The following is a 19,679-nucleotide window of genomic DNA, read 5'->3' on the forward strand; positions in this document are numbered from 1 at the left end:
CGTGCGGTGGCGCTGCGCGTTACGCGGGCACCGAGGCCACGCCGGGGGCGAGGAAGCGCTTGCCGTTCACCCGCTCCGAGACGCCCTCACGGTCCAGGTACGGGGTGATCCCGCCCAGGTGGAAGGGCCAGCCGGCGCCGGTGATCATGCAGAGGTCGATGTCCTGCGCCTCGGCGACGACACCCTCCTCCAGCATCAGGCCGATCTCCTGGGCCACGGCCTCCAGGGAGCGGTTCAGGACCTGCTCCTCGGTCAGCACGGTGTCGCCGAAGGACAGCAGCTCCAGCACCTCGGGGTCGAGGACCTGCTTGCCGTCCACCCAGGTGTAGAAGCCGCGCTTGCCGGCCTTGACCACCTTGCCGAGGTTCTCGGAGACGGCGAACCGCTCCGGGAACGCGCCGTGCAGGGTCTCCGAGACGTGCAGCGCGATGGCCGGGCCGACCAGCTCCAGCAGCACGATCGGGGACATCGGCAGGCCGAGCGGCTCGACGCCCTTCTCGACGGTGGCGATCGGGGTGCCCTCGTCGATGATGGTCTGGATCTCGCCCATGAAGCGGGTCAGGATCCGGTTGACCACGAACGCAGGGGCGTCCTTGACCAGCACCGAGGTCTTCTTCAGCTTCTTCGAGACGCCGAAGGCGGTGGCCAGCGAGGCGTCGTCGGTCTGCTCGCCGCGGACGATCTCCAGCAGCGGCAGGATCGCGACCGGGTTGAAGAAGTGGAAGCCGACGACCCGCTCGGGGTGCTTCAGCTTCGAGGCCATCTCGGTGACCGACAGCGAGGAGGTGTTGGTCGCCAGCACGCAGGTCGGCGAGACCACGTTCTCCAGGTCCGCGAAGACGGTCTGCTTGACGCCCATCTCCTCGAACACGGCCTCGATCACGAAGTCCGCGTCGCCGAAGGCGGCGGCCTTGTCGAGCGAGCCGCTGACCAGGCCCTTGAGACGGTTGGCCTTGTCCTGGCCGATCCGGCCCTTGCCGAGCAGCTTGTCGATCTCGGCGTGGACGTAGCCGACGCCCTTGTCGACGCGCTCCTGGTCGATGTCGGTGAGGACCACCGGCACCTCCAGGCGGCGGGCGAACAGCAGCGCCAGCTGCGAGGCCATCAGACCGGCGCCGACGACGCCGACCTTGTTGACCTGGCGGGCCAGCGACTTGTCCGGCGCGCCGACCGGGCGCTTGGCCCGGCGCTGCACCAGGTTGAAGGCGTAGATGCCGCTGCGCAGCTCGCCGCTCATGATGAGGTCGGCCAGGGCCGCGTCCTCGGCGTCGAAGCCGGCCTGGAGGTCGGAGTCCTTGACCTGCTGGATGATGTCCAGCGCCTTGTAGGCGGCCGGCGCGGCGCCGTGCACCTTGGCGTCGGCGACCAGGCGGCCCCAGGCGACGGCGTCGTCCCAGGCCTTGCCGCGGTCGATCTCCTCGCGCTCGACGACGACGTCGCCCTTGAGGACCTTGGCGGCCCACAGCAGCGACTGCTCCAGGAAGTCGGCCGGCTCGAAGATCGCGTCGGCGATCCCCAGCTCGAACACGTCCTTGCCCTTGAGCTGCTTGTTCTGGTTCATCGAGTTCTCGATGATGACCTTGATCGCCTTCGAGGGGCCGATCAGGTTCGGCAGCAGGGTGCAGCCGCCCCAGCCGGGGACGAGGCCCAGGAAGACCTCCGGCAGCGAGAACGCCGGGACGCCCGCGCTGACCGTGCGGTAGGTGGCGTGCAGGCCGACCTCGACGCCGCCGCCCATCGCCGCGCCGTTGTAGAAGGCGAAGGAGGGGACGGGCAGTGCGGCGATCCGCTTGAAGACCTCGTGGCCGCCCTTGCCGATGGCCAGCGCGTCCGCGTGCTCCTTGAGCAGCTCGACGCCCTTGAGGTCGGCGCCGACCGCGAAGATGAACGGCTTGCCGGTGACGGCGACGGCGACGACCGTGCCCTCGGCGGCCTCGGCCTCGACCTGGTCCAGCGCGGCGGACAGCTTCAGCAGCGAGCCCGGGCCGAAGGTGGTCGGCTTGGTGTGGTCGAAGCCGTTGTCCAGGGTGATCAGGGCCAGCTTGCCGGCCTGCAGCGGCAGGTCCAGGTGGCGCACGTGCGCGGTCGTGACGACCTCGCCCGGGAACAGCTCGGCGCCGTGCTGCAGCAGCTCAGTGGTGCTCGTCATGTTCACTTACCACCCTCGAGCTCGGACGACTTTTCCGCTCCGCTCCAGTGCGGGTTCTCCCAGATGACGGTCCCGCCCATGCCGAACCCGATGCACATCGTGGTGAGGCCGTAGCGGACGTCCGGGCGCTGCTCGAAGCGGCGGGCCAGCTGGTTCATCAGGCGCACGCCGGAGGAGGCCAGCGGGTGGCCGAAGGCGATCGCACCGCCGTACGGGTTGACGCGCTCGTCGTCGTCCGCGATGCCGTAGTGGTCCAGGAAGGACAGCACCTGGACGGCGAAGGCCTCGTTGACCTCGAAGGCCTGGATGTCGTCGATGGTCAGACCGGCCTTGGCCAGCGCCTTCTCGGTGGCCGGCACCGGGCCGATGCCCATGACCTCGGGCTCCACGCCCGCGAAGGCGTAGGAGACCAGGCGCATCTTGACCGGGAGGCCGAGCTCCTCGGCGACGTCCTCGGCGGCCAGCAGCGAGGCGGTGGCGCCGTCGTTGAGGCCGGCCGAGTTGCCCGCGGTGATGTTGCCGTGCGGGCGGAAGGGGGTCTTCAGGCCGGCCAGGCTCTCCATCGTGGTGCCCGGGCGCATCGGCTCGTCCACGGTGGCCAGGCCCCAGCCGGTCTCGCCGACCTCGGGGTTGGTGTTGCGGATCGAGATCGGCACCAGGTCGGGCTGGATGTCGCCGTTGGCGTACGCCTTGGCGGCCTTCTCCTGCGAGCGCACGGCGTAGGCGTCGCAGCGCTCCTTGGTCAGGTGCGGGAACCGGTCGTGCAGGTTCTCCGCGGTCATGCCCATGAACAGGGCGGACTCGTCGACCAGCTTCTCGGAGACGAAGCGCGGGTTCGGGTCGACGCCCTCGCCCATCGGGTGGCGGCCCATGTGCTCGACGCCGCCGGCCACGACCACGTCGTACGCGCCGAAGGCGATGCCGCCGGCGGTGGCGGTCACGGCCGTGAGCGCACCGGCGCACATGCGGTCGATCGAGTAGCCGGGGACGGACTTGGGCAGGCCGGACAGCAGGGCGGCGGTGCGCCCGATGGTCAGACCCTGGTCGCCGATCTGCGTGGTGGCCGCGATGGCGACCTCGTCGATGCGCTCGACGGGCAGGTTCGGGTTACGGCGCACGAGCTCCCGGATGCACTTGACGACCAGGTCGTCGGCGCGCGTCTCGTGGTAGATGCCCTTCGGGCCGGCCTTGCCGAACGGGGTGCGGACGCCATCGACGAAGACGACGTCCCTCGCGGTACGAGGCACGGGGGCTCTCCTCCCAGGGACCAACATTTGAGGTGGGCAGGCTGCCGCCGGTGAAGACCCGAGCGGCGCCGCTCCACCGCCATGCTACCGGTCGGTAACCAACCTGCCCAGGCCTCACGGAGGGTTCACCCCGTGTGTCCCGCGACACGTCCGACCGGCGGGGTTCGAAAGACGGACCCCGGATACGCCGAAGGGGGCGCCGTCACAAGGACGGCGCCCCCTTCGGAGGCGCTCCAGGTCAGTCCTGGGCGGTCGCGGCCTCGGCGAACGCGGTGGCCATCACCGGCGCCACCAGGTCGACCTGCCACTGCCGGGCGCCGAGCCGGCGCAGCGCGGCGGCCACGCCCGCGGCGGCCGGATCGGCCGGCGGCTCCCAGGAGACCCGGCGCACCAGGTCCGGGGTGATCAGGTTCTCGGCCGGCAGGTTGTGCCGCTCGGCGAGGTCCGCGACCGCGGCGCGCGCCCCGGACAGCCGGGCGGCGGCCACCGGGTCCTTCTCGGCCCAGGCCCGCGGCGGCGGCGGCCCGTCGTGCGGCGCGGAGGCCGGCGGCAGCTGGTTCTCCGGGACTTCCCGGCCCCGCTGGACGGCCGCCAGCCACTGCTCCAGCTGGCGCCGGTGGACCCGCGGCCCGAAGCCCTGGACGCCCTGCAGCGCGGCGATGTTCAGCGGCATGGCCAGCGCGGCGTTGACGATCGCGGCGTCCGAGAGCACCCGGCCCGGCGAGACGTCGCGCTCCTGCGCCAGCCGGTCCCGGGCCAGCCACAGCTCGCGCACCACGGCCAGCTGGCGGCGCCGGCGGACCTTGTGCAACTGCGAGGTGCGGCGCCACGGGTCGGTGCGCGGCGCCGGGCGCGGTGCGGCGGCGATCGCCGCGAACTCCTCCAGGGCCCAGCCGAGCTTGCCCTGGGCGTCCAGCTCCTGTTCGAGTGCGTCGCGCAGCTCGACCAGCACCTCGACGTCCAGAGCGGCGTAGCGCAGCCACGGCTCGGGCAGCGGGCGGGTGGACCAGTCGACCGCGGAGTGCTCCTTGGCCAGGCTCAGCCCGAGCACGCTCTCGGTCATCGGCCCGAGGCCGACCCGGGCGAAGCCGGCGATCCGCCCGGCCAGCTCGGTGTCGAACAGCTGCCGGGGTCTCATGCCGACCTCGGCCAGGCACGGCAGGTCCTGGGTGGCCGCGTGCACCACCCATTCGGTGTCGGCGAGGGCCTCGCCCAAGCCGCTGAGGTCGGGGCAGGCGATCGGGTCGATCAGCGCACTGCCGGCGCCCACGCGGCGCAGCTGAATGAGGTACGCGCGCTGCCCGTAGCGGTAGCCGGAGGCCCGCTCGGCGTCGACGGCGACCGGTCCGGTGCCCCCGGCGAAGGCGGCGACGGTGGCGGCCAGCGCCTGCTCGTCCGCCACGACGGGCGGGATCCCCTCCTTCGGTTCGAGGAGCGGGACCGGGGCTGCTTCTTCTGGGATGGCTGCTACGGCGTCGGTCACCCACCAAGGGTACGACGGTCCTCGCGGCCGGGAGTGTTGTCGGACTGGTCAGACCGGGTCCGTGACTATGCCACGGGGCCCGGGCGGTGGCCGAGGGGCACGGCTACGGCGGCCGAGGAGGAAACGTTCCTCCTCGGCCGCCGTGGCGGGGCCGTCCGAGGACTCAGTGGATGATGCCGGTGCGCAGCGCGACCGCGACCATCCCCGCGCGGTCGCCGGTGCCCAGCTTGCGGGCGATCCGGGCGAGGTGGCTCTTGACGGTGAGTGCCGACAGGCCCATCGCCACCCCGATCGCCTTGTTCGACTGTCCTTCGGCGACCAGCCGCAGCACCTCGACCTCACGGCCCGACAGCTCGCGGTAGGCGGACTGCTGCGTGCCCGGCGCGCCGGGCGCACCGGGGGCTCCGTGGGTTCCGTGGGCGCCCGGCGCACCCACGGCGCCCGGCATGCCCGGCATGCCGGGGCGGCGCATCCGCCCGGCCAGCCCGGCGGCGCCGAGCGGCAGGCCCGGGCGGCCGGGCATCGCCACGTTGGTGCGGGTGCCCGTGACGACGTATCCCTTGACGCCGCCGGCCAGCGCGCTGCGCACGGCGCCGATGTCGTCGGCGGCGGACAGGGCCAGGCCGTTGGGCCAGCCCGCGGCGCGGGTCTCGGCCAGGATGGTCAGGCCGGAGCCGTCCGGCAGGTGTACGTCGGCGACGCAGATGTCGCGCGGGGTGGAGACCCGGGGGCGGGCCTCGGCGATCGAGGACACTTCGATCACGTCCCGGACGCCGAGCGCCCACAGATGGCGGGTGACGGTGTTTCGGACACGGGGATCGGCGATGACCACCATGGCGGTGGGCTTGGTCGGCCGGTAGGCGACCACGTTTGCGGGGTGCTCAAGAAGGACCGACACCAGGCCTCCTGCGGGGAGTGGCGGACGGAACCCCGAGGGGGCGGTCGGAGTGTTCCGCGTTCGGAAAGGGTCACAGTCTGCTTCGGCAGCTACCGTGCCCGGCTTTAGCGAAAGATCACGATCTAGTGAGTAACAATACGGACAAATCGCGCATATGAGTGATGCGACCCGTCCTGAATTCGCACAAAATCGATCAGATCTGGTGCTGATCGGTCGGTTTCAACCGGTTAATTGACCCAGAGCGGGATCGAAGTCACACTCCGTCAGCCCTGGGGGTGGCATCGGGGCCGCCGGGGCCGCCCGGCCCGGGGCGCCACTCCTCAGTGCGAACGAGGACGCCGCCGCGCGGGCATCGGGACCACCCCACCGAGTGACGGCACATCGGCCGGCGCCTGCGGGGCCGGCGCGGCCGGCGGCAGGCCGGCGCTGATGCACAGCAGGTCCCCCCAGGCCGCCAGGTGCCGCTCGAACCGGCCGTCGGCCGGCGTCCAGGAGGCCCGGATCTCGATCTCGGTCGAGGACGGGCGGTCCGCCAGCCCGCCGAAGTACTGCGAGGCGCAGTGGCTCACCGTGCCGGACGGCTCCGCGTACCCGGCCCCGTGCGCCTGCAGCGAGTCCAGCAGCCAGGCCCAGCCGACCTCCGAGAGCATCGGGTCGCCGGCCATCTCCGGCTCCAGCTCCGCCCGGGTCATCGTCACCACCCGGAACTCCCCGTTCCAGGCCTCCTGCCCGGCCGGGTCGTACAGCAGCACCAGCCGGCCGTCCGCCAGCTCCTCGCCGTCCACCTCCACCGAGGCGGTCACCGCGAACGCGTACGGGGCCAGCCGGCGCGGGGCCGGCGCGGGGGAGAGCTGGATCTCGGGCCGCAGCCGGGCGCCGTCGAGGGCCTCCACGGCGGCCCGGAACTCGCTCGGAGCCCCCTCCCGACCTGTTCCGCCACCTGCTCCGCCACCCTGCGCGGGGTGCCCGCCGACCGCTGCCATGACCCGAAGACTAGGTCGAAAACCGCGGTTAAGGCCGCAACTTCCGTCCGAGCGGCGTGCCGGAACGGCAAACCCGGCCAGATCTTGGAGGAACCGACGAGACCGGCCGGGAAGAGCGCCCCGAGGCGCATGCGAAGATTTGGACCGTGAGCGAGACTACGGCAGACACCACGGCGGCCACCCCCGACGGCCGGCCCACCCCCGCGCGCCGCGGCGCCGCGCACGACTCCGCGTTCCTGCGCGCCTGCCGGCACGAGCCCGTGCCGCACACCCCGGTGTGGTTCATGCGCCAGGCCGGCCGCTCGCTGCCGGAGTACCTGAAGGTCCGCGAGGGCATCCCCATGCTGGAGTCCTGCATGCGGCCCGAGCTGGTCAAGGAGATCACCCTCCAGCCGGTGCGCCGACACAAGGTGGACGCGGCGATCTTCTTCAGCGACATCGTGGTGCCGCTCAAGGCCGTCGGCATCGACGTCGAGATCAAGCCCAACGTCGGCCCGGTCATCGCCGACCCGATCCGCACCGCCGAGGACCTCAAGCGGCTGCGCCCGCTGGAGCCCGACGACGTCCCCTACATCACCGAGGCCGTCGGCCTGCTGGTGGACGAACTCGGCGAGACCCCGCTGATCGGCTTCGCCGGCGCCCCCTACACGCTGGCCAGCTACCTGGTCGAGGGCGGCCCGTCCAAGAACCACGAGCACACCAAGGCCATGATGTACGGGCAGCCCGAGCTGTGGGCCGCCCTGGTCGACCGGCTCGCCGACATCACCTCCACCTTCCTGAAGGTGCAGATCGAGGCCGGCGCCTCGGCCGTCCAGCTCTTCGACTCCTGGGTCGGCTCGCTCGCCCCCGACGACTACCGCCGCTCGGTCATGCCGTCCAGCACCAAGGTCTTCGACGCCGTCGCCTCCTACGGCGTGCCGCGGATCCACTTCGGCGTCGGCACCGGCGAACTCCTCGGCCTGATGGGCCAGGCCGGCGCGGACATCGTCGGCGTCGACTGGCGGGTGCCGCTGAACGTCGCGGCCGAGCGCGTCGGCCCCGGCAAGGGCCTCCAGGGCAACCTCGACCCGGCCGTGCTGTTCGCCCCCACCAAGGTCGTCGAGACCAAGGCCCGCGAGGTGCTGCACGCCGCCCAGGCCCTCGGCACCAGCGGCCACATCTTCAACCTCGGCCACGGCGTCCTGCCGTCCATGGACCCGGACGCCCTCTCCCGTCTCGTCGCCTTCGTCCACGAGGCCAGCGCCCGCTGACGCCGACGGCGGGCTCCCTCCCGACCGGGAGGGAGCCCGCCGTGTTTCAGTCCTCGCTCAGTCCTCGCTCACTCCTCCGCGGGCCCTTCCTGCGGGCCGGACTCCGGGGGCGGCGCGGCCGCCGGGCGGCGCCGGCGCCACAGCCGGTACAGCAGCGCCCCCGGGACGCCCAGCACCAGCAGGAACGGCGCCACCGCCGCGAGCCCCACCGCCAGGGCGCGCACGATCGCCACCAGCACGTGCCAGCCGCCGCCCAGCGCGGAGCCGACCGACGCCCCGAAGCCCTCGCCGCCACCCTTCGGCGGTGCCGGGGTAGGCGTCGGGGAGGCGGCCGTACGGCGCACGTCCAGCGTGACGGTCGAGAGCGAGGTCTTGCCGGCCAGCTCCTTCTGCTGCTTCTGCAGCGACTCCAGATCGGCCTCCCGGCGGCTCAACTCGGCCTCCAGCGTGGTCACCTCGCTCAGCGACTTCGCCTGTCCCATCAGCGCCCGCACCCGCTCCACGCTCGCCTGCTGGGTCTGCACCCGGCTCGCCACGTCCGCGACCTGCTGGGTCAGGTCGTCCGCCTGGCTCCTGCGGGACACCACCTGGCCCAGCGCGGCCAGCTGGTCCAGCGTCTGCTGGTAGGCGGCGGAGGGGATCCTCAGCGTCAGCTGGCCGCCCGTCTCGCCCCCCGGCCCGCCCTCCACCGCGCCGGAGACCGACTCGGCGCCGACGTAGCCGCCCGCGGCCGCCGTCAACTCCCGGGCCTTCGCCAGCACCTGGGCGACGTCCCCGGTCCGCAGCGTCAACTGCGCGGTGTACGCGATCAGCCGGTTGTCCGCGACCGGTTGGGCACTCGCCCCTGCCGCCGGCGCCGTCCCGGCGGCGCTCGGCGCGGCCGCAGGTGCCGCAGGTGCCGCCGGGGCGACGGCGTCCGCCTTCGCCGCCTCCCCCGCCCGGCCCGCACCGCCGGCGCTGCACGCCCCGACCAGCAGCACGCCCGCGGTCGCTACCGCCAGCGCCCCCGCCCCTGCCCGTCTCCCCATTCCGAAGCCCTCCCCAAGTCCGTTGTGAGATCTCCCCATTGGACGAAGGAACGCCCCGGGCGGACCCCGCCGGAAGGTCGCGACTCGATCACAGCTCGGCAGCGGACCGGACAACCTCGATGCCCGCCCGCCGCAGCAGCGCCGCCGTCACCCCGTCCCCGGGGCGCAGCTCCCCGGTGAACGTCCCGTCGTACACCCGCCCGCAGCCGCAGGACGGGCTGCGCGCCATCAGCACCGCCCGCCGCGCCCCCGCGGCCTCGGCCGCCGCCAGCGCCGCCCGGGCCCCGGCCACGAACTCCGCCGTACAGTCCGCGCCCGTCGCGTCCACCACCCGGGCCCGCCCGTCCAGCACGTCCGCCCCGTCCCCGCCCACGATCTCCGCCGGAGGGCGCGGGGTCGGCAGCCCGCCCGCCCCCTCCGGGCACACCACCACCGCCCGCCCCGCCTCGACCAGCCCCACCACGTCCGGCGAGGTCTTCGCCCGCCCGTCGTACCGACACGGCACCCCGGCCAGACACGCACTCACCACGATCGGTTCCATGGACCGACCTTACGGGGTGTGCCCGATCCGCTACGTTGGGGCCATGGATGAGCTGCCGGAGTGGATGTACGCACCCCGAGTCGAAGGCTGGTTCGCCGAGGACCTCGACCACCTGCCCGATGCGCCCCAGCACACCGAACTCATCGACGGCGCCCTGGTGTTCCGCAGCTGGCCGCAGTCGTCCTTCCACAGCCATGTCGGGTCGCAGCTGACCGCAGCACTGGACGGGCTGGTGCCGGCCGGGCAGCGGACGACCGGGGGCATGACGATCACGCTGGACCGGCGCAGCCGCCTGGAGTCGGATGTGCTGGTCACCGACGCGGAGTTCGACCCCGATCGGACCTGGTTCGCGCCCGGCGAGGTCTCGCTCGTGGTCGAGGTCGTCTCCCCGGAGTCCGCGCACCGCGACCGTACGGTCAAGGTCCGCAAGTACGCCGAGGCCGGGATCCCGCACTACTGGATCGTCGAGGAGGAGGACGGCCTGCCGGTCGTGCACGTCTTCGAGCTGGAGCCGGCGACGTCCTCCTACGTCCCGGCCGGGATCTTCCGCGGCAAACTCGAACGCCCGGTGCCGTTCCCGATCACGATCGATCTGGACGGGCTGGTGCCGAGCGGGCGGCGTGCAGCGGATTGAGGGCCCGGTGTAAAGACCTGCGAGACTGCGAGGCATGTCGGATGCACAGGTCGTCGTCGTCGGTGGTGGGATCGCGGGGCTGGCTGCGGCCGCTTTTCTGAGCGGGGCCGCCGGGGGGCCGGTGCGGGCGCGGGTGACGCTGCTGGAGGCGTCGGAGCGGGTAGGCGGGAAGCTGCGGGGCGGCGAGGTCGGCGGGGTCCGGGTGGACCTGGGGGCCGAGTCGATGCTCGCGCGGCGGCCGGAGGCGGTGGAGCTGGCCCGGGCGGTCGGGCTGGGCGAGGAGTTGGAGCCGCCGACCACCGCGAAGGCCTCGATCTGGACGCGGGGCGCGCTGCGCCCGCTGCCGGGCGGGCAGGTGATGGGCGTCCCGGGCGATCTGGACGCGCTGGCGGCCTCCGGGGTGCTCACCGCCGAGGGGCTGGAGCGGGCCCGGCACGAGGGCGCCACCGAGGTCGGGGACGACGTGGCGATCGGCCGCTACGTCGCCGACCGGCTGGGCCAGGAGGTGGTGGACCGGCTGGTCGAGCCGCTGCTGGGCGGCGTCTACGCCGGGCGGGCCGAGGAGATCTCGCTGCGCGCCGCCGTGCCGCAGCTGCTGGCGATCGCGCGGGGCGGCGGCTCGCTGGTCGACGGGGTGCACGAGCTGGCCTCGCGGCCGAAGGTGGTCGGCACCCCGGTGTTCCAGGGCCTGCGCGGCGGGCTCGGCACCCTGCCGGAGGCCGTCGCCGCCGCCTGCCGGAAGGCGGGCGTGGACCTGCGCACCGGTACGTCGGTGGACGGGCTGCGCCGCACCCCCGGGGGCTGGCGGGTGGTGACCGGCGGCGGCGAGGTGCTGCACGCGGACGCCGTGGTGCTGGCCGTCCCGGCGCCGGCCGCGGCCCGGCTGCTGCGCGCGGACGCGCCGGCGGCGGCGGCCGAGCTGGACGCCGTCGAGTACGCGGGCATGGCGCTGGTGACCCTGGCGTTCCGCCGGGCCGACCTGGCGGAGCCGCCGGCCGGCAGCGGGTTCCTGGTGCCGCCGGTGGACGGGCGGCGGATCAAGGCGTCGACCTTCTCCTCCAACAAGTGGGGCTGGCTGGAGCGTTCCGCCCCGGACGCGTTCCTGCTGCGCACCTCGCTGGGCCGCTACCGGGAGGAGGAGGCGCTGGAGCTGCCGGACGAGGAGCTGGTGGCCCGGTCGCTGGCGGACCTCGGGGAGGCGATCGGCCTGACCGCCCGGCCGTACGACACCGCCGTCTCGCGCTTCCGGGCGGGCCTGCCGCAGTACCCGGTGGGCCACCTGGACCGGGTGGCCCGGATCCGGGCGGCGGCCGCCGGCGTGGGGGGACTGGCGCTGTGCGGCGCCGCGTACGACGGGGTCGGCATTCCGGCCTGCATCGGCTCGGCGGCCGCCGCGGTGGCGGCCCTCGACAAACTGTTGACCCCGGCAACGGGGGAAGGTTCCACGGAGAGGACAATGGGCGCATGACTGAGACCGTTGAGCGGCAGCCGGAGCAGCAGCCCGAGAAGAAGAAGGCGCGCGACCTGAACCAGGTCATCCGCTACACCATGTGGTCGGTGTTCAAGCTCAAGGGCACGCTGCCCGAGGACCGCACGGCGCTGGCCGCCGAGGTGGACGAGCTGTTCGCCCAGCTGGCCGCGAAGGACGTGACGGTGCGCGGCACGTACGACGTGTCCGGTCTGCGCGCGGACGCCGACCTCATGGTCTGGTGGCACGCCGAGGACTCGGACGACCTGCAGGAGGCGTACAACCGCTTCCGCCGCACGGGCCTCGGCCGCCAGCTGGAGCCGGTCTGGTCCAACATGGCGCTGCACCGCCCCGCCGAGTTCAACAAGTCGCACATCCCGGCGTTCCTCGCCGACGAGCGCGCGCGCGACTACGTCTGCGTGTACCCGTTCGTCCGCTCCTACGAGTGGTACCTGCTGCCGGACGCCGAGCGGCGCGCGATGCTCTCCGAGCACGGCCAGATGGCCCGCGGCTACCCGGACGTGCGGGCCAACACGGTGGCCTCGTTCGCGCTCGGCGACTACGAGTGGCTGCTCGCCTTCGAGGCGGACGAGCTGCACCGCATCGTCGACCTGATGCGCGACCTGCGCCCCTCCAGGGCCCGGCTGCACGTCCGCGAGGAGGTGCCGTTCTTCACCGGCCGCCGCAAGCCGGTCAGCGAGCTGCTCAACGGCCTGGCCTGAGTCGTACGGACGGTACGTGGAGGCCGGTTCCCCGTTCGGGGGCCGGTCTCCACGCCGTTTCAGGGGCGTTCGTCGGCGAACTCGCGCAGCACCGCGTTGTAGTGGGTGCCCAGGTCGACCCGGGTGACGTCGGCGAAGCGGAACTTCGTCGGCTCCCGGTGCCAGCGCGCCTCGGGGTCGACCTCGTGCAGGCGCAGCGAGGCGGGGCGCAGGGAGGTGACCGCGCCGATCCAGCAGGCGTCCGGGTCGTGGTGCTCGGTGTGCAGCGCGATCAGGCCGTACTCGGCGCAGGCGGCGGTGATCAGGCCGGGCAGGTCGTCCAGCGGCAGGTCGGCGCCGGGCGGGCGGACCGGCCACAGGCCGCTGCGACGCAGTGCCCGGACGGTCAGGGTCTCCGGGCCGCCCAGGTCGCGGACCTTGCGCAGGCTGTCGGTGCGCACGGCGGTCCAGCCGTCGAGCCGATGGTCGGCACAGTTGGCGAGCAAGGTCCAGACCGGGCCGGTGCCGAGGACGAAGCCCTCCAGCCGGTCCGCGCCGGGGAGCGTGCGGCGTAGCCGGACCAGCCGCCCCTCGTGACGGGCGCGGTCGAGTACGGCGAGGTCCCGGTCGTCCATGGGGTGGAGTCTGCCCTGGTCGGCGGGGTGGGCGCAGCCGGTTTTTCCTACGTCCGGTGGGGGCGGAGGGCGGCGCGCAGGCGGGGGTCGGGGAGGACGGCGGGGCCGTTCATGGCGACGGCGGTGAGCAGTTCGCGCTCCTCGTCGTCGGCGAGGCCGTGCTGGCGGGCCGGGCGGACCTCGCGCAGCACCTCCTGGCCGACCGGGGACGCCCAGCGAGTGTAGGGGTAGACGTCGACCCGGGCCATCAGCAGGGTGCCCGAGGTGAGCACCAGCGGCAGCGAGAACCAGGCGAGCGGGGCGACGGTGTCACCGCCGGTGAAGCCGGTGAGGGACAGCGCGGCGGCCAGCAGGAGGAGCGTCAGCAGCAGTGCGTGCCGCACCTGCCGGACCACCAGGACGGTGCTGCGCTGGACCAGGGCCGGGGTGGCCAGGCCGGCCAGCGAGAGCCGGGCGCCGATCTCCAGGACGGTCGGGTGCTCGGCCATCGCCTGGCGCAGCCCGTCGGTGCGGCACTGGCCGTCGGCGCCGACGGTGACGATGACCGCGCGCTCCAGGCGGCTGCGGCCCCGGGGGTCGACCACCGTCGTCCAGCCGGTGTGCGCCAGGTGCAGCCGGCCCCGGCCGGCCATCAGGACGAGGGCGAGTTCGACCACCCGGTCCGGGCCGCCGGCCAGGTAGGCCGTCTCGTACAGCCCGATCCCGACGGCCTCGGGCGGGCGCAGGCCGTCCGCCTCGGCCAGGGCGTCGGCGGTGGCGGTCGTCCGGACCAGCCGGAGACACGAGAGGACCGCCGCGACGCACGCCGGTATCAGGAACAGCAACCACATGGGCTTGTTGTATGCCTGGGCCGACGGCGCGGGGAACGGCTTCCCGGACCGCGATACCGAACTGTGACGTCAGGAGCCGCAGCCGCCGCCGCCACCGCAGCTCGACGAGGACGACCCGCAACTGGACGAGGACGACCCGCAGCTCGACGAGGAGGAGCCGCAACTGCTGGAGCCGGAGCCGCAGCTGGAGGACGAGGATCCGCAGCTGCTGCTGCTTCCCCCGCAGCCGGAGGAGCCGGAGTGGGAGGAGCCGCACCAGGCCGTGGAGCCCCCGCAGGAGGACCCGGACGAGCTGCACGAGCTGGGGGGAAAGCTGCTGGAGGAGCCCGTCGAGGAGGAGGCGGCGTAGGAGCTCGCGGCGGCCGACTTCATCGCCTCGTCCTGGGCGGCCGCGGCCAGCATCGCGGACTGCAGCTCGTCGTCCTCCAGCCCGGCGGCGGCCAGCCCGCCGAGCGCGAGGGCGCCCAGCAGCACGCCGCCGGTCGTCTTCGGCGACAGGCCGGCGCTCGGCGTCCACGGCGTGCCGACCTTCATCAGGGAGAGCTGGCGCCGCCCGGCCGGGGTGATCCGGCCCTTGACCGGCCAGGTGACGAGCAGGCTCATCCCGCCGAAGACCAGGAGCACCACCGGGACCCACGGCGCGGGGTGGTCGGAGCCGGCGCCGCCGTCGTCCAGCACGTGGGCGAGGACGGTCGAGACGGCGACGCCGAGCAGCGCGAGCCAGAGCAGCCGCCGGGCGGTGCGGGCCCGCCGCAGCCGCTCGGGGCGGCGCATCAGGCCACGGTCGGCGAGCCGGTTGCCGATCTCCTGCACGGCGGCGGAGCGCATCACGGCCCGGCGCAGCGGGGCGAGTTCACGGCTGCCGCCCGGGCCGACGGCGTCCAGGACGGCCTGGTCGACGGCGTCGTACGGCTTGTGCCCGGTGAGGGTGACCAGGCCGGCGCGGCTGATCACGGCCCGCTCGGAGAGGTGCATCCGGATCAGGGCGGTGTCGAAGACCCGGCCGGGGCCGCCGGACAGGAAGGCGGTGTCCATCAGCGGCAGGCCGCGGCCCGGCAGGCCCCGGACGTGTGTGACCTGGCCGACCCGATGCTTGGTCCGGGCCGCGTACAGCGAGGCCGCCACCAGCAGGACGGCGGGGATGACGAAGTAGGTGTTGTGCCACATGGGCGGGTTCCCCCCCGAAGGTGTGCGGTGAAGACGGGTGCTCATCGCCTGCTCAGTGCCTGCTCAGTGCCTGCTCAGTGCCGCAGGGCTCGGCGCAGGCGGGCGAACGCGCCGGGCGGCCGCTCGGCGGCCGGGTGGAGCCACTGCTCCAGGGCCCGGCGGTGGTCGGCGGCGAGCGGGCCGCCGTCGGCGAGTGCCCAGGCGGCGAAGGCCCGGGCGTCGGTGCGGTAGCCGCCGGTCTGCGGGTGCCGGCGGGCGTAGTCGAGGAACAGCGGTCCGTACGGCCGGCCGAGCAGGCGGGGCAGTTCGGGGGCCACCTTGGCGACGGTGTCCCGCCGTTTGGTGGCCAGGCCGGTGGACTGGGCGCGGACCTGGTCCGGGTCGAAGCCGGGCGGGATTGGCCCGCCGGCCACCAGTGCGGCGAGCAGGTCCTCCTGGCGCCGCGCCAGCCGGGCGCGGGTGCCGCTCGGGCACGCGCCCGCCGCAGTCTCCCGGGGCTCGGTGCGGGGGGCCGGTGGGGCCGTCCGCGGGGTGCTCCCCTCCAGCACCCGGCGGATGGCGTCCAGTTCGCCGGCCAGCTCGCTGGGCGGCGGGAAGGCGGCGTCCCGTTCCAACAGGACGCCGGGTGGTGCGACCCGTGCGCAGAGTTCGGCCAGGACCTCCAGCACCGGTTCGGTGACGGGGTGGGCGTGGGTGTCGTGCCAGACGCCGTCGACCAGGGTGCCGCCGGCGACGTGGACGTAGGCGAGCGCCTCCAGCGGCAGGCGGTCCAGTTCGGCGGCCGGGTCGATGCCGAGGTTGACCCGGTTGGTGTGCAGGTTGGCGACGTCGATCAGCAGCCGGACGCCGGTCCGCTCGACCAGTTCGGCGAGGAACTGCCCCTCGGTCAGCTCGTCGTCGGGCCAGGCCAGCTGGGCGGCGATGTTCTCCAGCGCGAGCGGCACCGGGAGTTGGTCCTGGGCGATCCGGACGTTCTCGGCGATCACCCGCAGCGAGTCCCGGGTGCGGGGGACGGGCAGCAGGTGGCCGGCCTCCAGGCCGCCGGCCCGGACGAACGCCAGGTGTTCGGTGACCAGCGGGGAGCCGAGGGCGAGCGCCGCCCCGGCGAGCTTGGCGAGCCGGGCGGGGTCGGGCAGGTCGGCGCCGCCGAGGCCGAGCGCCACGCCGTGCGGGATGACGGTGACGCCACGGGCGAGCAGGACCGTCAGGGACTCGGGCAGGTGGTCGGCGCAGATGTTCTCGGCGACCACCTCGACCCAGTCCAGGCCGGGTTGGCGTTCGACGACGGTGTCGATCTCGCTGCGCCAGCCGAGGCCGACGCCGAGGCGGGGTGCGCCGCCCCGCGCCGGGGTGGCGGAGCCGGGCAGGTCCAGGGCAGGGGAGGTCATCGGTTCGCCCCCTTTCGGAGGGCCGGGTGGGGAGGCCGTCGGGTGGTGCGGGCTTCGTCGCCAGGACCGCGCGGCCGTGTTGCTGAGGATGTCCCCGGGTGGGGCGGCTGCCAAGCCCCGCCCGGTCTTCTCAGAGCATTATTTGAGCTTGCCGCCGCGGGGGTGAGGGACTTTGGTCCCAAGCCGGGGCCGTTGCCGCAGGTGAGGCGCACCGGCGAGGGAAAATTCGCAGGCGCCGGACGGGCGGGCGGGGCTAGCGTGGGAACCCATGACTTCTTTGACGATCCGTGACTTCTGTCCCGACGACGCCGAGGCCGTGGCCGCCGCCCACCGGGCCGGGCGCGAGCACCTGGTGATGACCTCCGAGGCCCTGCTCTGGATGAACGGCCGGCAGAGTCCGGGCGAGCACTTCCGCACCTTCGTCGCCGAGCTGGACGGCCGGGTGGTCGGCGCGGTGCGCTGTGCGGCGGTGCTCGGGACGACGACCGCCGGCGTCGGGTACGCCAACGGCAGCGTGCTGCCGGGGTTCCGGCGGCGCGGCGCGGCGACCGCGCTGCTGGCCGCGGCCGAACGGCACCTGGCCGGGCACGGGGTGAGCGAGCTGCACACCTGGCTGGACGACGAGCCCGCCTCGCTGGCCTTCGCCGCCGCCCGGGGCTACGAGCTCGGGCGCGCGGCGCAGTTCGGCGGACGGGACTTGGCGCTGCCGCTGCCGCAGGCGCCCGTACGGCCGGCCGGTGTCGAGCTGCGCCCGGCCGCCGACTGGGCGGCCGACCCGCGCCCGCTGTTCCTGGTCGAGGCGGACGCCGTCCGGGACGAGCCCGGCGAGGTGCCGATGGACGCCCTGGAGTACGAGGACTGGCTGCGGGGCGACTGGGCCCGGCCGGACCTGGACCGGGCGCTGACCGTCGTCGCCGTGGTGGACGGCGAACCGGCCGCGTTCAGCATGGCGCAGACCGACGGGGTGGACCGCTACTGGTCCGCGTTCACCGCCTGCCGCCGGGAGTTCCGCGGGCGCGGGCTGAGCAAGCTGGCCAAGCTGGAGTCGCTGCGCCTGGCGGCCGGGGCGGGCTACCGGCGCGCGTACACCTCCAACGACGAGACCAATGCGCCGATGCTCGCGATCAACGCGTGGCTGGGGTACGAGCGGTGCGCCGGGGAGCGCAAGGGGATCAAGCGCCTGAAGTGACGCCGGGTGCGGCAATCCTGACGGTCGGAATTGCCGCGAGGGGGGTATTTCCGGCCACGGAGGGGACTTAACCAGGGCACACAGTTCGTGGTCGAGTCTTTCTCCGTGGGGATGATATGGAGATCCTGCTCCAGGTGTTCATCGCATCGGTTCCGGCCGTGATCGGCTTCCTCGCGGCCCGCTCCCTCGCCCGGACCAGACTGTTCCTGCGCTACGGCTTCCTGCGGGCGCTGTTGGCGCCGTACAGCCGGGTGCAGATCATCACGCCGAGCATCGAGGTCGCGGAGTTCGCCTTCACCACGGACGGCTGCCAGTTGACCAGCCGCGGGCCGAAGAACGTGCTGTTCATGCCGATGGCCGAGGCCAGGGCGATAGCGGGGCTCACCGACCTGCTGCGGAAGGTCAACCGGAAGGCGACGATCGAGCTGGTGGTGGCCGGCGCGCAGGATCCGCGGATGCCGACGTTCTCGATCGGGGGCCCGAGCGTCAACTCCTATTCCGGCGGCGTGCTGGACGCGGTGTTCCCGGATTTCGCCATCGAGTACCCGGACGAGGCCCGTGCCCGGTGGGGCGCAATGACCTTCGAGGCGCTGTACAACCCGGCCGGGGAGCTGATCCGCGACCACGGCTTCATCTTCGTGACCCGCACGCCCCGGCAGGCGCCCTGCATCGTGCTCTGCGGGGTGTTCGCCTTCGGCTCCGCGATGGCGGTGGAGGCGTTGACCGCGGCGAGCCGCAACTCCCCGCTGGCGGCGCTCTTCCGCTCGGGGGAGAAAGGATTCGTCGCGGTGGAGGGGCGGGTGATAGGCCTGGACACCGTCGACGTCACGGTCGAGGTCTGCCGCACCCTGCCCGCGCCCCGGTCCGACGTCCCGTCGGGATTCCGGGGCGAGGTGTCCACGGGTCGTCCCGACGGTTGAGACGATTGGTCTCGACCACAGGGGGCGAAACCGGACAGCTCGGGAGAGTCTGGGGCAGTAACTCCTGGCGGCCGTACAGGTTTTGCCCCGCCCCTGACACACTTTGGGCATAATCGCGCACATGACGATCAACCGTGCGAACGTGAGCGCGATTGCCGAGGGCCTGTACGTGTGGCTCCCCCCGAAGCGGGGCTGGGGCCTGGCCAACTGCGGGCTGCTGGCCTCGGCGAAGACCGCGCTCTGGATCGACACCCCCTACGACCCCACCCTGGCCGGGGAGTTCCTCGCCGCCAGCCGCCGCCTGCTGCCGGCCGGGGTCGAGGTCGACCGGGTGATCGTCACCCACGCCAACGGCGACCACCTGTGGGGCGCCGGAGTCGTCCCGGACGCCGAGGTGATCTCCACCCGCGAGGCGCTGGAGCACATCCACTACGAGCCCACCCCGCAGCAGCAGCACGCCCTCGTCGTCGGCGGCGACCCGGACTCCCCGCTCGGCGGCTACCTCAGAGAGCACTTCGGACGGTTCGACTGGTCCGCCACCGACCCCGTGCACCCGGACACCGTCTTCACCGGCGAGCTGGAACTGCGGGTGGGGGAGTACCCGGTGCAGGTGACCGGCCTGCCCGCCGCCCACACCGGCGGCGACCTGATCGTCCACCTCCCGTACCAGCGCGCCGTCTTCACCGGCGACGTGATCTTCGGCTCGACCCCCGAGTACCCGGGCGACCACCCGGTGCACTGGGCCGGCCCGCTGGAGAACGTGATCACCGCCTGCGAGCGGATCCTGGCCACCGGCGCCGAGATCTTCGTCCCCGGCCACGGCCCCGTGCTCGACCGCGACGGCGTCCGCCACCACATCGCCTACCTGACGTACGTCCGGGAGCGCGCGCACGCCCTGCACACCGCCGGGATCCCCGCGCTGGACGCCGCCCGGCGGGTGATCGCCGAGCAGCGCCACCCCGAACTCGGCCTGCCCGAGCGGCTGGTGCTCACCGTCGCCGCCGAGTACCGGCACCTGGACGGCACCGAGGTGCCGAACGTCCTGGAGGCCATGGGCCAGGTCGCCCAGGTGGCCCGCGAACTGGCGGAGGACGCCGCCCGCAGCCCGCGCCCGCGCGCCGCCGCCCGGGACTGAACGCCCGGGACTGAACGCCCGCCGCGCCCGGGC

Annotated in this window: 18 protein-coding genes; 7 read left to right on the forward strand and 11 right to left on the reverse strand. The window is 73.6% G+C overall.

The genetic code is table 11. The features are described 5' to 3' along the window. Positions 1-19: 19 nt before the first annotated feature. From AB0R04_RS06840 to AB0R04_RS06860, 5 genes are all read right to left on the reverse strand, one after another. Positions 20-2,149 carry a 3-hydroxyacyl-CoA dehydrogenase NAD-binding domain-containing protein gene (locus AB0R04_RS06840; protein ID WP_363368838.1) on the reverse strand — a complete coding sequence of 710 codons (2,130 nt, stop codon included), beginning with the start codon at positions 2,147-2,149 and terminating at the stop codon, positions 20-22. Positions 2,150-2,151: 2 nt separating this feature from the next. After that, positions 2,152-3,396: an acetyl-CoA C-acyltransferase gene (locus AB0R04_RS06845; RefSeq protein ID WP_063349470.1), complete on the reverse strand. Its 1,245-nt coding sequence runs from the start codon at positions 3,394-3,396 to the stop codon at positions 2,152-2,154. Positions 3,397-3,634: 238 nt separating this feature from the next. Further along, on the reverse strand, positions 3,635-4,879 hold the full coding sequence (locus AB0R04_RS06850) for a ribonuclease D (protein WP_363368840.1): 1,245 nt from the start codon (positions 4,877-4,879) through the stop codon (positions 3,635-3,637). Positions 4,880-5,042: 163 nt separating this feature from the next. Continuing rightward, positions 5,043-5,777: a response regulator transcription factor gene (locus AB0R04_RS06855; protein WP_063349472.1), complete on the reverse strand. Its 735-nt coding sequence runs from the start codon at positions 5,775-5,777 to the stop codon at positions 5,043-5,045. Positions 5,778-6,097: 320 nt separating this feature from the next. After that, positions 6,098-6,760, reverse strand: coding sequence for a DUF3000 domain-containing protein (locus AB0R04_RS06860; RefSeq protein ID WP_363368843.1), 663 nt, complete (start codon positions 6,758-6,760; stop codon positions 6,098-6,100). 236 nt (positions 6,761-6,996) lie between these two features. Here AB0R04_RS06860 and hemE point away from each other — a divergent pair, with 236 nt between their 5' ends. Next, complete coding sequence (hemE, locus tag AB0R04_RS06865; protein ID WP_244293679.1) at positions 6,997-8,010, forward strand: uroporphyrinogen decarboxylase; 1,014 nt, start codon at positions 6,997-6,999, stop codon at positions 8,008-8,010. Positions 8,011-8,078: 68 nt separating this feature from the next. On the opposite strand, the gene AB0R04_RS06870 is transcribed toward hemE, so the two are convergent. Both AB0R04_RS06870 and AB0R04_RS06875 read right to left on the reverse strand, forming a co-directional pair. Further along, positions 8,079-9,038: a DUF4349 domain-containing protein gene (locus tag AB0R04_RS06870; protein ID WP_363368845.1), complete on the reverse strand. Its 960-nt coding sequence runs from the start codon at positions 9,036-9,038 to the stop codon at positions 8,079-8,081. 88 nt (positions 9,039-9,126) lie between these two features. Beyond that, a complete protein-coding gene (locus AB0R04_RS06875) occupies positions 9,127-9,579 on the reverse strand; it encodes a DUF523 domain-containing protein (RefSeq protein ID WP_363368847.1) in 453 nt (150 codons plus the stop codon). Positions 9,580-9,622: 43 nt separating this feature from the next. Between AB0R04_RS06875 and AB0R04_RS06880 the strand changes: the two genes are divergently transcribed. Genes AB0R04_RS06880 through hemQ form a run of 3 tightly spaced genes read left to right on the forward strand, consistent with a single transcriptional unit; the run spans position 9,623 to position 12,403 of the window. Beyond that, positions 9,623-10,213: a Uma2 family endonuclease gene (locus AB0R04_RS06880; RefSeq protein WP_363368849.1), complete on the forward strand. Its 591-nt coding sequence runs from the start codon at positions 9,623-9,625 to the stop codon at positions 10,211-10,213. A 34-nt stretch (positions 10,214-10,247) separates the two neighbouring features. Further along, complete coding sequence (gene hemG, locus AB0R04_RS06885) at positions 10,248-11,681, forward strand: protoporphyrinogen oxidase (RefSeq protein ID WP_363368850.1); 1,434 nt, start codon at positions 10,248-10,250, stop codon at positions 11,679-11,681. Further along, positions 11,678-12,403, forward strand: coding sequence for a hydrogen peroxide-dependent heme synthase (gene hemQ / locus AB0R04_RS06890; protein WP_063349479.1), 726 nt, complete (start codon positions 11,678-11,680; stop codon positions 12,401-12,403). The genes hemG and hemQ overlap by 4 nt, the downstream gene beginning before the upstream one ends. Before the next feature lie 59 nt (positions 12,404-12,462). Here the strand turns inward: hemQ and AB0R04_RS06895 are convergent, their stop codons facing one another. The 4 genes from AB0R04_RS06895 to AB0R04_RS06910 all read right to left on the reverse strand — a co-directional run bounded on the left by AB0R04_RS06895 (position 12,463) and on the right by AB0R04_RS06910 (position 16,402). After that, positions 12,463-13,017: a hypothetical protein gene (locus tag AB0R04_RS06895; protein WP_363368853.1), complete on the reverse strand. Its 555-nt coding sequence runs from the start codon at positions 13,015-13,017 to the stop codon at positions 12,463-12,465. Between the two features lie 47 nt (positions 13,018-13,064). Beyond that, entirely contained in the window at positions 13,065-13,847 is a 783-nt protein-coding gene (locus AB0R04_RS06900; protein ID WP_363368854.1) for a TIGR04222 domain-containing membrane protein, read from the reverse strand. A 69-nt stretch (positions 13,848-13,916) separates the two neighbouring features. Further along, on the reverse strand, positions 13,917-15,014 hold the full coding sequence (locus AB0R04_RS06905; RefSeq protein ID WP_363368856.1) for a TIGR04222 domain-containing membrane protein: 1,098 nt from the start codon (positions 15,012-15,014) through the stop codon (positions 13,917-13,919). A 74-nt stretch (positions 15,015-15,088) separates the two neighbouring features. Further along, on the reverse strand, positions 15,089-16,402 hold the full coding sequence (locus tag AB0R04_RS06910; protein ID WP_363368858.1) for a DUF692 domain-containing protein: 1,314 nt from the start codon (positions 16,400-16,402) through the stop codon (positions 15,089-15,091). A 268-nt stretch (positions 16,403-16,670) separates the two neighbouring features. On the opposite strand from AB0R04_RS06910, the gene AB0R04_RS06915 reads away from it, so the two are divergent. From AB0R04_RS06915 to AB0R04_RS06925, 3 genes are all read left to right on the forward strand, one after another. Continuing rightward, positions 16,671-17,591: a GNAT family N-acetyltransferase gene (locus AB0R04_RS06915; RefSeq protein ID WP_363368860.1), complete on the forward strand. Its 921-nt coding sequence runs from the start codon at positions 16,671-16,673 to the stop codon at positions 17,589-17,591. Positions 17,592-17,707: 116 nt separating this feature from the next. Next, complete coding sequence (locus AB0R04_RS06920) at positions 17,708-18,511, forward strand: hypothetical protein (protein ID WP_363368862.1); 804 nt, start codon at positions 17,708-17,710, stop codon at positions 18,509-18,511. 121 nt (positions 18,512-18,632) lie between these two features. Continuing rightward, the gene (locus tag AB0R04_RS06925; RefSeq protein ID WP_363368864.1) at positions 18,633-19,646 is read left to right on the forward strand and encodes an MBL fold metallo-hydrolase; all 1,014 of its coding nucleotides are present in this window, start codon (positions 18,633-18,635) and stop codon (positions 19,644-19,646) included. The last annotated feature ends 33 nt before the right edge of the window (positions 19,647-19,679 follow it).

Source organism: Kitasatospora sp. NPDC056731, from assembly GCF_040687675.1.
Classification (GTDB): domain Bacteria; phylum Actinomycetota; class Actinomycetes; order Streptomycetales; family Streptomycetaceae; genus Kitasatospora.